Raw genomic sequence first — 12,650 nt, 5'->3', positions numbered from 1 at the left:
ATCCGAAGGGAGTCTGCATGTCCGTGTTCGCCACCGCCGCCCAGGACCGCCTGCTGGACCTCGGCGACCTGCTCCGCGAGCTGGTCGCCCAGGGCCGGGTCGGGCAGGAGCAGGCCGAACAGTGCCTGGCGATCCGCCGCAGCGCAGTGCGCAACCAGCAGCATCCGCTGGAGTTCCTCGCCGCGCAGCAGGTCGAGGATCTCAAGCGCCCCGGACGCAAGCTCGACCTGGAGACCCTCACCCAGTGGCTGGCCGAGTACGCCGGCCAGCCCTACCTGCGCATCGACCCGCTGAAGATCGACGTCGCCGCGGTGACTCCGCTGATGTCCTACGCCTTCGCCCAGCGCCATGGCATCCTCGCCGTCGCGCTGAGTCCGGAGGAAGTCACCATCGCCAGCGCCCAGCCCTTCGTACAGGGCTGGGAAAGCAACCTGGTGCATGTGCTCAAGCGACCGATCAAGCGGGTGGTGGCGAACCCGGCGGACATCCAGCGCTACACCGTCGAGTTCTTCCGCCTGGCCCGCTCGGTCAGCGGCGCCACCTCGCCGGACCAGAAGATCAGCGGCGTCGGCAACTTCGAGCAGTTGCTCAACCTCGGCGCCGCCGACCAGGAGCCGGACGCCAACGACGCGCACATCGTCACCATCGTCGACTGGCTGTTCCAGTACGCCTTCCAGCAGCGCGCCAGCGACATCCACATCGAGCCGCGCCGCGAGCAGGGCACCGTGCGCTTCCGTATCGACGGCGTGCTGCACAACGTCTACCAGTTCCCGCCGCAGGTGACCATGGCGGTGGTCAGCCGCCTGAAGTCGCTGGGACGGATGAACGTGGCGGAGAAACGCAAGCCGCAGGACGGCCGGGTCAAGACCAAGACCCCGGACGGCGCCGAGGTGGAGCTGCGCCTGTCGACCCTGCCCACCGCCTTCGGCGAGAAGATGGTGATGCGCATCTTCGACCCCGAGGTGCTGCTCAAGAGCTTCGACCAGCTCGGCTTCTCCGCCGACGACCTGCGCCGCTGGCAGAGCATGACCAGCCAGCCCAACGGCATCATCCTGGTCACCGGCCCCACCGGCTCGGGCAAGACCACCACGCTCTACACCACGCTCAAGCAACTGGCCACCGATGAGGTGAACGTCTGCACCATCGAGGACCCGATCGAGATGATCGAGCCCTCGTTCAACCAGATGCAGGTCCAGCACAACATCGACCTGACCTTCGCCAGCGGCGTACGCGCCCTGCTGCGGCAGGACCCGGACATCATCATGGTCGGCGAGATCCGCGACCTGGAGACCGCCGAGATGGCGATCCAGGCGGCGCTCACCGGGCACCTGGTGCTCTCCACCCTGCACACCAACGACTCCCCCACGGCGATCACCCGCCTGCTCGAACTGGGCGTGCCCTACTACCTGATCCGCGCCACGGTGCTAGGGGTCATGGCCCAGCGCCTGGTGCGCACGCTCTGCCCGCACTGCAAGGCGCCGATGCAACTGGCGGACAGCGACTGGCACGAACTGACCCGCCCCTGGAGCGCCCCGCCGCCCAGCGGCGCGCACCAGGCCGTGGGTTGCCTGGAGTGCCGCGACACCGGCTATCGCGGGCGCGCCGGCGTCTATGAAATCATGCTGCTCAGCGATAGCCTGAAAGAACTGATCACCGCCGACACCGACCTGGTCGCCTTGCGCCGCCAGGCGTACAAGGAAGGCACCCGCAGCCTGCGCCTGTCCGGCGCGCAGAAGGTCGCCGCAGGTATCAGTACGCTGGAGGAAGTACTGCGGGTGACCCCGCAGAGCGAACAGAAGTAGCGGCACATCCCGTCGGCGGAGTTCCGACGGTTGCACGGCACAACGCCGGACGGGCCTGCCAGGCCCACAGACAAGGATGTAGACGATGACGAGCGTTCCCCCCGCCGTCCCCGCGCCGACGCTCCCCAGCCGTGGCGCACCGCACCTGCGGCGAGCCGCGAGCGGCGTCCCTGGCCCGATATGGCTCGGCCGGCCGCCGAGCCGGCGCTGAGGGCCGGCCGATGGAAATCCTGCTGCTACGCCTGGACTTCTGGGACTGGCTGGCCTTCGGTACCGCCCTCCTGCTCCTGGAAATCTTCGGTGCCGGCGGCTATCTGCTGCGGGTCGGCCTCACCGCCGCTTGTGTCGGTGCGCTCGGCGCGCTCCTGCCGGGACTGGCCTGGCCTTGGCAGGTAGGGCTGTTCGTCCTGCTCTCCGGGCTGGTCGCCGCCTTGCATCGACGCCGTCGCCGCAAGGCCGGTAGCGTCGAGGAAACGCCAGGGTTGCAGCGACGCGGCGACGACCTGTTCGGCCGCACCTTTCCCTTGCACCGGGCGATCGTCGGCGGGCTCGGCGAGCTGCGCGTCGAGGACGCGTCGTGGCTGGTCAGCGGTCCCGACCTGCCGCGCGGCGCCCTGGTCCGGGTCACCGGCCAGGACGGCGCCCTGCTGCACGTCGAGCCTGCCACGCCCTGAATCGCTGTAGCTCCCGGCCGGCGGGGGCTGTACGGCAGCGGAAAAAGCGACCGGACGGTCATCCCCGCTGGAACTCCGGGACGGCAAACGCGATCTGATGTAACACGCAGCCCCCTATCAGGAGTTCCCCCATGCGTTCCGTCAAACTCGCCGCCGCCACCCTGGTCATCGCCGCCCTGCCGCTGGGCTCGGCCATGGCCGATACCTTCTGGCGCAACATCATTTCCTCGGGTGCCACCACGGCCTCCACCTACCTGACCTTCCGCCACGACCACAAGCTGATCGTCGCCGCGCAGGACGACGCCGGCAGCTACATCGCCAGCGACGGCGCGATCCGCGGGCCGTACCTGGAAGCCGCCCTGCAGAAGCTGCGCAACGACAACCCGGACCTGCAGGCCAGCGACATGGAACTGGCCAGCGCGATCCTCGCCGGCGGCGAGCAGTCCGCCGTCCAGCAGTAGGCCCCGGCGACCTCGCCTCCGCCCGGAGGCGAGGTCACTCGCGGTAGTCGTCCAGCGGCACGCAGGCGCAGAACAGGTTGCGGTCGCCGTAGACGTTGTCCACCCGGTTAACCGCCGGCCAGTACTTGAACGCCCGCGCATGTTCGCTCGGGGTCACTGCCTCGGCGATCTCGTAGGGTCTCTGCCAGATCCCGGTGACGTCGGCCAGGGTATGCGGCGCCCGTTTCAGCGGGTTGTCCTCCGCCGGCCAGGCGCCGCTCTCCACCTTGCCGATCTCGGCCCTGATGCTCAGCATCGCCTCGACGAAGCGATCCAGCTCCGCCTTCGACTCGCTCTCGGTCGGCTCCACCATCAGCGTGCCCGGCACCGGGAAGGACATGGTCGGGGCGTGGAAGCCGTAGTCCATCAGGCGCTTGGCCACGTCTTCCTCGGTTATCCCGGTCTGCGCCTTGAGCGGTCGCAGGTCGAGGATGCATTCGTGGGCGACGCGCTCGTTGCGCCCGCGGTAGAGCACCGGGAACGCCCCGTCCAGGCGGTTCGCCAGGTAGTTGGCGGAGAGGATCGCCACCTCGCTGGCGTCGGCCAGCTGCGGGCCCATCATGGCGATGTACATCCAACTGATCGGCAGGATGCTGGCGCTGCCCCAGGGCGCCGCGCTGACCGCGTCGTTCAGCGGGTTCGGCCCTTCGACGCGGATCACCGGATGGTTGGCGACGAACGGCGCCAGGTGCCGCTTGACCCCGATCGGCCCCATGCCCGGCCCGCCACCACCATGGGGGATGCAGAAGGTCTTGTGCAGGTTCATGTGCGAGACGTCCGCGCCGATATCCGCCGGTCGCGCCAGGCCGACCTGGGCGTTGAGGTTGGCGCCGTCCATGTAGACCTGGCCGCCGTGGCGGTGGACCACTTCGCAGATCTCGCCTATCCCCTCTTCGTAGACGCCGTGGGTCGAGGGATAGGTGATCATCAGGCAGGACAGCCGGTCGCCCGCCTCGGCCGCCTTGAGGCGCAGGTCGTCGAGGTCGACGTTGCCGCGGGGATCGCACTCGACGATCACCACCCGCATGCTGGCCATGATCGCCGAGGCCGGGTTGGTGCCATGCGCCGATGCGGGGATCAGGCAGATGTCGCGCTGGCTATCGCCGCGGCTCTGGTGGTAGCGGCGGATCGCCAGCAACCCGGCATATTCGCCCTGTGCTCCCGAGTTCGGCTGCATGCAGATGGCGTCGAAGCCGGTGATCGCCCGCAGCCAGGCTTCCAGTTCGTCGATCATCCGGCGATAGCCCTCGGCCTGCTCGCGCGGCACGAACGGATGCAGTTCGGCGAATTCCGGCCAGGTGATGGGGATCATTTCGCTGCTGGCGTTGAGCTTCATGGTGCAGGAGCCGAGCGGGATCATCGCCTGGTTCAGCGCCAGGTCCTTGCCTTCCAGCTGGCGCAGGTAGCGAAGCATCTCGGTCTCGCTGTGGTGGGCGTTGAACACCGGATGCTGCAGGTAGGCCGAAGTGCGTTGCAGGACCGCCGGGATGCCGTCGGCCACCGCCCCGCCATCCAGGTGCGCGACATCCAGCCCGTGGCCGGCGCCGAGGAAGATCTCGAACAGGGTCGCCAGGGTCGCCGCGTCACAGGTTTCGTCGAGGCTCAGGGCCAGCCGCCGGTCGTCGACCACGCGCAGGTTGACCCGTGCCGCCCGCGCCCGTTCGAGGATCGCCGCCTGACGCTCGCCGACCTCGTAGGTCAGGGTGTCGAAGAAGTGCCGGTTGAGCCGCCGCAGTCCCTTGCTTTTCAGGCCCGCCGCCAGCAGCGCGGTCAGGCGCTGGACGCGTTGGGCGATGCGTTTCAGCTCCTGTGGCCCATGGTAGACGGCATACAGCGAAGCAATGTTGGCCAGCAGCACCTGGGCGGTGCAGATGTTCGAGTTGGCCTTTTCCCGACGGATGTGCTGCTCGCGGGTTTGCAGGGCCATGCGCAACGCCGGGTTGCCGCGGGCGTCGCGGGAAACGCCGATGATCCGCCCCGGCATTGCCCGCTTGTACCCTTCGCGGGTGGCGAAGAACGCCGCGTGCGGCCCGCCGTAGCCCATCGGTACGCCAAAGCGCTGGGCGCTGCCGAGCACCACGTCGGCACCGAGTTCCCCCGGCGGGGTCAGCAACAACAGGGCGAGCAGGTCGCTGGCGACGCAAGCCAGCGCCTGTTGGCCGTGCAACGCCTCGATAAGCGGGCGCAGGTCGCGGATCTCGCCGCGACTGTCCGGGTATTGCAGCAAGGCGCCGAACACCGCGTGGGCGGCAAGATTGTCCGGCTCGTCGACGACCAGCTCGAAACCGAACGCCTCGGCGCGGGTACGCAACACCGAAACGGTCTGCGGATGGCAATGCGCATCGACGAAGAACCGGTTGCTCCTGGCCTTTGCCACCCGCCTGGCCAGGGCCATGGCCTCGGCGGCGGCGGTGGCTTCGTCGAGCAGCGAGGCGCTGGCCAGGTCGAGTCCGGTGAGGTCGATGGTCAGTTGCTGGAAATTCAGCAGCGCTTCCAGGCGGCCCTGGGCGATTTCCGGCTGGTAGGGCGTATAGGCGGTGTACCAGCCGGGATTCTCCAGCACGTTGCGGAGGATCACCGACGGCGTCACGGTGCCGTAGTAGCCCATGCCGATCAGGCTGGTCCAGCGCTGGTTGAGCCCGGCGTAGCCGCGCAGGCGCGCCAGGGCGGCCTGTTCGTCGAGCGCGGCGGGCAGTTCCAGCGGCCGGTTGAGGCGGATCGCCGGCGGCACCGTCTGCACGATCAGTTCGGCGCGAGTGGAAACTCCGAGGAAGTCCAGCATGGCCTGCTGTTCCGCAGGATCGGGGCCGAGGTGGCGGCGCAGGAAGGCATCGGCGGGCTGGAGCTGGGCGAGGGACGGCGTCTGCGACATGGCTTCGGTCTCGTTGGGGGCGGCATCGCCCTGCCAGCGATCGTCGCCGAACGGATATCGAATGAGAAAGCAACGACGGCGAAAACGCATTTCGCCGCTGCAAAAAGAACAAAGCCTCGAATGATCGAGGCCTTGTCCAAGGATAGCGGGTTTTGTCGCGACTACGCGGCGGCTCAGCCTTCCGCGTCGACGGCGGCCTGGTAGCCAGCGGCATCGAGCAGCTTGTCCAGCTCGGCCGGATTGCTCGGCTTGAGCTTGAAGAACCAGGACGCGTACGGGTCGTTGTTGACGTCTTCCGGGGTGTCGGCCAGGGCTTCGTTGATGGCGATGACTTCGCCGCCGATCGGCGAATAGATGTCGGAGGCGGCCTTCACCGACTCGACCACGCCCGCTTCCTGCCCGGCGGCGAGGGTCTTGCCCAGCTCCGGCAGCTCGATGAAGACCACATCGCCAAGGGCTTCCTGGGCATGGTCGGAAATGCCCACGGTAACGCTGCCGTCGGCTTCCAGGCGAGCCCATTCGTGGCTCTGGGCGTAACGCAGTTCGGCGGGAATATTGCTCATCTTGTTTTCCTCGAAGTCGGGGGCGACGGCGGTCGCCATTGCCAGGTTAGATCAGGGGCTTGCCGTGACGCACGAAACTGGGCTGGACCACCCGTACCGGGTACCACTTGCCGCGGATTTCCACCTCGGCGCGGTCGCCGGTGGCGGCCGGCACGCGGGCCAGCGCGATGGACTTGTTCAGGGTAGGCGAAAAGCTGCCGCTGGTGATCTCCCCCTCACCAATGCCAGCTACCCGCACCACCTGGTGGGCGCGCAGCACGCCGCGCTCCTCCAGTACCAGGCCGACCAGCTTCGGCTGGTCGCCGGCGGCCTTCTGCGCTTCCAGCGCGCGGCGGCCGACGAAGTCCCGCGCAACCGGCTCCCAGGCTACGGTCCAGCCCATGTTGGCGGCAAGCGGGGAAACGCTTTCGTCCATGTCCTGCCCGTAGAGATTGAGCCCGGCCTCCAGGCGCAGCGTATCGCGCGCACCCAGGCCCGCCGGGGAGATCCCGGCGCCAACCAGCTCGTTGAGGAAACCCGGCGCCTCGGCGGCCGGCAGCATGATTTCCAGGCCGTCCTCGCCGGTGTAGCCAGTGCGAGCGATGAACCAATCGCCCTCGGCACGGCCCTGGAACGGCTTGAGTTCGCGTATCAGCGCGGCGCGTGCCGGGGATACCAGTTCGGAGCTGTGCACGCGGGCGTTGGGGCCCTGGATGGCGAGCATCGCCAGGTCGCCGCGTTCCTGCAGGTCGACCTTGAAGCCGGCGGCCTGCGCCTGCATCCAGGCGATGTCCTTGTCGCGGGTGGAAGCATTGACCACCACCCGGTAGCCGTGCTCGGTCAGGTAGACGATCAGGTCGTCGACCACCCCGCCCTCTTCGTTGAGCATCGCGCTGTAGAGCGCCTTGCCGGTTTCGCCGAGACGCGCCACGTCGTTCGCCAGGAGATGCTGCAGATAGGCCGTGGCCTGCTCGCCGGCGACGTCGACCACGGTCATGTGGGACACGTCGAAGACGCCGCAGTCACGCCGGACCTGATGGTGCTCCTCGACCTGCGAACCGTAGTGCAGCGGCATGTCCCAACCGCCGAAATCGACCATCTTGGCGCCGAGCGCGACGTGCAGCTCGTAAAGCGGGGTGCGCAATCCCATGGGTATTCTCCTTCCGGGCGTAGCGGGTGCCGTCGGCAGGGACCGCCGGCACGAAATCGCGCGCATTGTAGCCGCAAGCCCCGGAGCAGGACACCATGGAAGCGTGCCGCGATCCGTGCATAGACCCTACGACCTGCATGGATACTGGGCTCAGCGATCTGAATGATGGGCAGAACGACGAATCAACCCGACCACCGGTAGCAGGCCGACCAGCACCAGGGTCAGGGCCGGCAGCGAGGCGCGCGCCCATTCGCCCTCGCTGGTCATCTCGAAGATCCGTACGGCCAGGGTGTCCCAACCGAAGGGACGCATCAGCAGGGTCGCCGGCATCTCCTTGAGCACGTCGACGAAGACCAGCAGCGCGGCGCTCAGCGAGGCCGGCAGCAACAGCGGCAGGTAGACCCGCAGGAACAGCAGCGGGCCGCCCACGCCGAGGCTGCGCGAAGCTTCCGGCAGCGACGGGCGGATCCGCGCCAGCCCGCTTTCCAGCGGCCCGTAGGCCACCGCCATGAAACGGATCAGGTAGGCCAGCAGCAGGGCGAACAGACTGCCCAGCAGCAGCGGCTTGCCGGCGCCGCCGAGGGCGCTGGAAAGCGGGATCACCCAGTGATTGTCCAGCCAGCTGAAGGCCAGCATGATCGAAACCGCCAGGACCGAGCCCGGCAGCGCATAACCGAGGTTGCCCAGGCCCACCGCGCCGCGGATAGCGCGGGTCGGCGCCAGGCGCACGGCGAAGGCCAGCAGCAGGGCCACGGCGACCGTCGCCAGCGCGGCGATGCCGCCCAGCGTCAGGGTATGGCCGATCAGGTCCCAGTAGCGCTCGTCGAGGTCGAAACGGCCCTGGCGCCAGAACCAGACAACCAGTTGCGCCACGGGAATCACGAAGGCGCAGAGGAACACCAGCCCGCACCAGGCGCTCGCCGCCAGCGCCCTGGCGCCGCGCAGGCGGTACAGCGGCGCGCCGCGCGGACGCTCGCTGGCGGCCTTGGCTCGGCCTCGCGTGTGGCGCTCGCCGAGCAGCACCAGGCATACCCCGAGCAACAATAGGCTGGCCAGCTGGGCGGCGCTGGAGAGGCTGTAGAAGCCGTACCAGGTCTTGTAGATGGCGGTGGTGAAGGTGTCGAAGTTGAACACCGATACCGCGCCGAAGTCGGCCAGAGTTTCCATCACCGCCAGCGCCAGGCCGGCGCCGATCGCCGGCCGCGCCATCGGCAGGGCGACCCGCAGGAACGCCTGCCAGGGCGACAGGCCGAGAACCCGCGCGGCTTCCATCAGGCCCTTGCCCTGGGCGATGAAGGCGCTGCGCGCGAGCAGGTAGACATAGGGATAGAACACCAGCACCAGGACCAGGATCACCCCGCCGGTGGAGCGTACGCGCGGCAACCGCAGGCCGCTGCCGAACCACTCGCGCAGCAGGCTCTGCACCGGTCCGGCGAAATCCAGCAGGCCGACGAAGACGAACGCCAGGACGTAGGCCGGGATCGCGAACGGCAACATCAGCGCCCAGTCCAGCCAGCGCCGCCCGGGGAATTCGCAGAGGCTGGTGAGCCAGGCCAGGCTGACCCCGAGCAGAGTCACGCCGATGCCGACGCCGAGCACCAGGGTCAGGGTGTTGCCGAGCAGGCGCGGCAACTGGGTATCCCACAGGTGGCTCCAGATTTCCCGGTCGATCTCCAGCCAGCTCAGCAGCAGCACGCTGAGCGGCAGCAGCACCAGCGCGGCAACGGTGAAGGTGATGGGGTACCAGCGGCGGGGAGCGGGATGGGCCACGAAATCCTCGGTGCGGAACGAACGACGCCCCGCTCGGACGAGCCGGGGCGTCGAGTATAACCGGCGGTCAGTTCCAGCCGGCGCGGTCCATCAGGCGAATCGCCTCGGCCTGGCGCTTGCCGGCAACTTCCACCGGGATGCTGTCGGCCTTGAAGCTGCCCCAGCTGGCGACTTCGGCTGACGGCGCGACCTGCGGGTTGGCCGGGAATTCCTGGTTGATCCCGGCGAACAGCGCCTGGGCGTCGGGCCCGGTCATCCATTCCACCAGCGCCTTGGCTGCCTCGGGATGCGGCGCGTGGCGAGTCAGGCCGATGCCCGACAGGTTGACGTGGACGCCGCGGTCGGCCTGGTTCGGCCAGAACAGCTTGACCCGCAGGTTCGGGTTCTGCTTGTGCAGGCGCCCGTAGTAGTAGGTATTGACGATGCCGACGTCGCACTGGCCGGCGTCCACCGCCTGGATCACCGCGTTGTCGTCGGCGAATACGTCGGTGGCCAGGTTGTTCACCCAGCCCTGGAGGATTTCCTCGGTCTTCTGCGCCCCGTGGGTCTCGATCAGGGTCCCGGTCAGCGACTGGTTGTAGACCTTCTTCGCCGTGCGCAGGCACAGGCGGCCTTCCCATTGCTTGTCGGCCAGGGCTTCGTAGGTGCTCAGCTCTTCCGGCTTGACCCGCTCGGTGGAGTAGACGATGGTCCGCGCGCGCAGCGACAGTCCGGTCCAGCTATCGGTGCTGGAACGATACTGCGAGGGAATGTTCCGTTCGATGGTGGCCGACTTGAACGGTTGCAGCAGGCCCATCTGCTCGGCCTGCCAGAGGTTGCCGGCGTCCACGGTGAGCAGCAGGTCGGCCGGGGTGTTAGCGCCTTCGGCCTTGATCCGCGCCATCAGCGGCGCTTCCTTGTCGGTGATGAACTTGACCTTCACGCCGGTCTTGCTGGTGTAGGCATCGAACACCGGCTTGATCAGCTCGTCGATGCGCGAGGAATACACCACCACTTCGTCGGCGGCCTGGGCCAGGCCGGTGATGCCCAGGGCCAGGGCGGCGAGTAGAGCTTTGCTTGCCTGCATGAAGAACAGCCTCGTCAGCGGAACGTAGGCACGAATGATAAGAAATCTCGCTTGCGAACCCGCGCGACTAAATGTGTCGGGGTGTTTCGCCTGCGTCCAAGCCACCGAGGATGGCGAGGAACGCCTCCACCGCGGCGCTGCGGCCATGGCGGCGGGTGAAGACGAGGAAATCGGCCAGCGCCTCGGGCTCGGCCAGCGGGCGATAGACGACTCCGGCCCGGGCCAGCGCGGTGCTGCAACGCGGCACCAGGGCAACGCCCTGGCCGGCCGCGACCAGGGCGATGATCGAGGTGATCTGGCGTCCGGCCGGTCCCCTCGTCAGCGCCAGCCCGGCCTTCCGGTAGAGGCGCTCGATCAGTTCGTTGAGGCCGGAGCCGTAGTCCAGTGGAAACAGGATCAGCGGCCGATCACGCAGATCGTACAGGTCGATCCGCTCTTGCCGCGCCAGCGGATCGCCGTTGGGCACGGCCACCACCAGCGGCTCGCCGCCCAGGGCCAGCACCTCGATGCCGACCTGGCCTTCCGGCGGCGGCAGGCGCCCCAGCCCCACATCGATGCCGCCTTCGGCGATCTGCGCCCATTGCGCCGCCGAAGCGCCTTCGAGCAGCTCCAGTTGCACCTCCGGATGGCGCTCGCGGAACAGTCGGATCGCCTCGGTGAACAGGTCCGACAGGGCGATGGAGCTGGCGTAGCCGAGGGTCAGGTGGCCGGCCAGCCCCTGCGCCAGCTTGCGGGCGAAGCCGGCGGTGCGCTCCAGTTGGTCCAGCAGGGCGCGTGCGTAAGGCAGGAACAGGCTGCCCTCGGCGGTGAGGGTCACCGCCCGGCTGGAGCGGTCGAACAGGCGAAAGCCCAGCTCTTCCTCCAGCGCGGATATCTGCCGGGTCAAGGGCGGCTGCGCCATGTGCAGGCGCTGGGCGGCGCGGCCGAAATGCAGGGTTTCGGCAACGGCTGCGAAGCAGCGCAGGCGGCGTAGGTCGAGCATGCGGTTCCTCGGTATCGATCGGTCCTGAATCGGTATTGGCCAGCCCGTCGGGAGCGCCCCTATAACAGGGGGTTTCTCGTCCAGGCAGAGCGTTCCATGAATTCTTCCCAGGGTTTCCCCCGCCTCGCGCTGTTTCTCTGCGGTTGCGCTGCGTTCCTCAATCTCTATACCACCCAGGGCATCTTCGACGAACTGGCGGCGAGCTTCCACATCAGCGCCCATCAATCGAACTGGAGCATCACCGCCACCACCCTGGCGGTGGCTCTCGCCGCGCCCTTCGTCGGCCGACTCAGCGGCGGCCGCGAGCGCAGCCGGGTGATCGCCTTCGCCGCCAGCCTGCTCTGCGTGCCCATGCTGCTGGCCGCCCATGCCGGCAGCTTCGCCGCCTTCCTGCTCTGGCGCTTCGCCGAAGGGATGCTGATTCCCCTGCTGTTCGCCAGCAGCGTGGCCTACATCGGCGAGCGCTGGAGCGGCGGCGCGGTCATCGAGCTGACCAGCCTCTATGTCGCCGGGACCATCCTCGGCGGCTTCGCCGGACGCTTCCTCACCGGCCTGCTGACCGAGGAGTGGGATTGGCGCGTCGCCTTCCGGATCCTCGCCGGACTGACCCTGCTCATCGCTGTCGCCATCCGTGCGCTGCTCCCTGCCAATTCTGGCAGGCACGCGCCCGCACCGGGGAAACGCCCCTTAGTATCCCGTGAACTGTTCCGGGCTCCGCTGCTGTCGTCCTACTCGGTGGGGTTCTGTGTCCTCTTTTCCCAGGTCGCCATGTTCACCTATATCGGCATCCATCTCAGCCGTCCGCCGTACAGCCTGGACACCGCTCAGCTCGGCTCGATCTACGCGGTGTTCCTCCTCGCCCTGCTGGTGATTCCCGCCAGCGGCCGCCTGGCCCGCACCCGCCCGCACCGCCAGTTGCTGCTGGGCGCATCGCTGCTGGGCGTGTGCGGCTCGCTGCTGACCCTGGCGCCGGGCCTGCCGACGATTCTCGTCGGCCTGGCCCTCAGCGCCACCGGCGTGTTCCTCGCACAGTCCACGGTCAACGCCTTCACCGCCAGCAATGCCGGGACCGACAAGGCCGGTGCCGTCGGCCTCTACCTGACCTGCTACTACGCCGGCGGCAGCCTCGGCGCGGTACTGCCGGCGCCATTCTGGGAGCGCTGGGGCTGGCCGGGCTGCCTGGGCCTGATCCTCCTGGCCCAGTTGCTGCCGTTGCTTCTGACCCGCTACGGCTGGTCCGCACCACAGGCCGAACGCGCGGCCCTGCGCGCGTCGCAAGGAAGACCGTAACC

General features: G+C 68.3%; 10 protein-coding genes. 4 read left to right on the top strand and 6 right to left on the bottom strand.

The window, feature by feature from the left end; genetic code table 11:
* Window positions 1-17: 17 nt before the first annotated feature.
* The 3 genes from HMPREF1224_RS29250 to HMPREF1224_RS29240 all read left to right on the top strand — a co-directional run bounded on the left by HMPREF1224_RS29250 (window position 18) and on the right by HMPREF1224_RS29240 (window position 2,937).
* Complete coding sequence (locus tag HMPREF1224_RS29250; RefSeq protein ID WP_003096276.1) at window positions 18-1,802, top strand: type IV pilus assembly ATPase TfpB; 1,785 nt, start codon at window positions 18-20, stop codon at window positions 1,800-1,802.
* A 221-nt stretch (window positions 1,803-2,023) separates the two neighbouring features.
* Window positions 2,024-2,476, top strand: a complete 453-nt coding sequence (locus HMPREF1224_RS29245) for an NfeD family protein (protein ID WP_009877232.1) — start codon at window positions 2,024-2,026, stop codon at window positions 2,474-2,476.
* Window positions 2,477-2,607: 131 nt separating this feature from the next.
* Window positions 2,608-2,937, top strand: a complete 330-nt coding sequence (locus HMPREF1224_RS29240; RefSeq protein WP_003096280.1) for a DUF2388 domain-containing protein — start codon at window positions 2,608-2,610, stop codon at window positions 2,935-2,937.
* 34 nt (window positions 2,938-2,971) lie between these two features.
* On the opposite strand, the gene gcvP is transcribed toward HMPREF1224_RS29240, so the two are convergent.
* From gcvP to HMPREF1224_RS29210, 6 genes are all read right to left on the bottom strand, one after another.
* Entirely contained in the window at window positions 2,972-5,848 is a 2,877-nt protein-coding gene (gene gcvP / locus HMPREF1224_RS29235; RefSeq protein ID WP_019395818.1) for an aminomethyl-transferring glycine dehydrogenase, read from the bottom strand.
* Window positions 5,849-6,021: 173 nt separating this feature from the next.
* Complete coding sequence (gcvH, locus tag HMPREF1224_RS29230) at window positions 6,022-6,411, bottom strand: glycine cleavage system protein GcvH (protein WP_003107397.1); 390 nt, start codon at window positions 6,409-6,411, stop codon at window positions 6,022-6,024.
* Window positions 6,412-6,457: 46 nt separating this feature from the next.
* Window positions 6,458-7,540, bottom strand: a complete 1,083-nt coding sequence (gene gcvT / locus HMPREF1224_RS29225) for a glycine cleavage system aminomethyltransferase GcvT (protein ID WP_003114049.1) — start codon at window positions 7,538-7,540, stop codon at window positions 6,458-6,460.
* A gap of 150 nt (window positions 7,541-7,690) precedes the next feature.
* Window positions 7,691-9,310 carry an ABC transporter permease gene (locus tag HMPREF1224_RS29220; RefSeq protein WP_003099178.1) on the bottom strand — a complete coding sequence of 540 codons (1,620 nt, stop codon included), beginning with the start codon at window positions 9,308-9,310 and terminating at the stop codon, window positions 7,691-7,693.
* Between the two features lie 67 nt (window positions 9,311-9,377).
* The gene (locus tag HMPREF1224_RS29215; RefSeq protein WP_003096289.1) at window positions 9,378-10,376 is read right to left on the bottom strand and encodes an extracellular solute-binding protein; all 999 of its coding nucleotides are present in this window, start codon (window positions 10,374-10,376) and stop codon (window positions 9,378-9,380) included.
* Window positions 10,377-10,443: 67 nt separating this feature from the next.
* Complete coding sequence (locus HMPREF1224_RS29210; protein ID WP_003099180.1) at window positions 10,444-11,358, bottom strand: LysR family transcriptional regulator; 915 nt, start codon at window positions 11,356-11,358, stop codon at window positions 10,444-10,446.
* 96 nt (window positions 11,359-11,454) lie between these two features.
* Here HMPREF1224_RS29210 and HMPREF1224_RS29205 point away from each other — a divergent pair, with 96 nt between their 5' ends.
* Window positions 11,455-12,648, top strand: a complete 1,194-nt coding sequence (locus tag HMPREF1224_RS29205; protein WP_010793662.1) for an MFS transporter — start codon at window positions 11,455-11,457, stop codon at window positions 12,646-12,648.
* The last annotated feature ends 2 nt before the right edge of the window (window positions 12,649-12,650 follow it).

Source organism: Pseudomonas sp. P179, assembly GCF_000478485.2.
Classification (GTDB): Bacteria; Pseudomonadota; Gammaproteobacteria; order Pseudomonadales; family Pseudomonadaceae; genus Pseudomonas; species Pseudomonas aeruginosa.
The sequence above is the reverse complement of the archived record's forward strand: the minus strand, read 5'-3'. Positions and strand labels throughout refer to the sequence as shown.

Bases quoted from the DNA above. Each gene is read 5' to 3' on its own strand.
- HMPREF1224_RS29240 (WP_003096280.1), top strand. From the start codon at position 2,608: ATGCGTTCCGTCAAACTCGCCGCCGCCACCCTGGTCATCGCCGCCCTG.
- gcvT (WP_003114049.1), bottom strand. From the start codon at position 7,540: ATGGGATTGCGCACCCCGCTTTACGAGCTGCACGTCGCGCTCGGCGCC.
- HMPREF1224_RS29250 (WP_003096276.1), top strand. From the start codon at position 18: ATGTCCGTGTTCGCCACCGCCGCCCAGGACCGCCTGCTGGACCTCGGC.
- HMPREF1224_RS29210 (WP_003099180.1), bottom strand. From the start codon at position 11,358: ATGCTCGACCTACGCCGCCTGCGCTGCTTCGCAGCCGTTGCCGAAACC.
- gcvP (WP_019395818.1), bottom strand. From the start codon at position 5,848: ATGTCGCAGACGCCGTCCCTCGCCCAGCTCCAGCCCGCCGATGCCTTC.
- HMPREF1224_RS29245 (WP_009877232.1), top strand. From the start codon at position 2,024: ATGGAAATCCTGCTGCTACGCCTGGACTTCTGGGACTGGCTGGCCTTC.
- gcvH (WP_003107397.1), bottom strand. From the start codon at position 6,411: ATGAGCAATATTCCCGCCGAACTGCGTTACGCCCAGAGCCACGAATGG.
- HMPREF1224_RS29215 (WP_003096289.1), bottom strand. From the start codon at position 10,376: ATGCAGGCAAGCAAAGCTCTACTCGCCGCCCTGGCCCTGGGCATCACC.
- HMPREF1224_RS29205 (WP_010793662.1), top strand. From the start codon at position 11,455: ATGAATTCTTCCCAGGGTTTCCCCCGCCTCGCGCTGTTTCTCTGCGGT.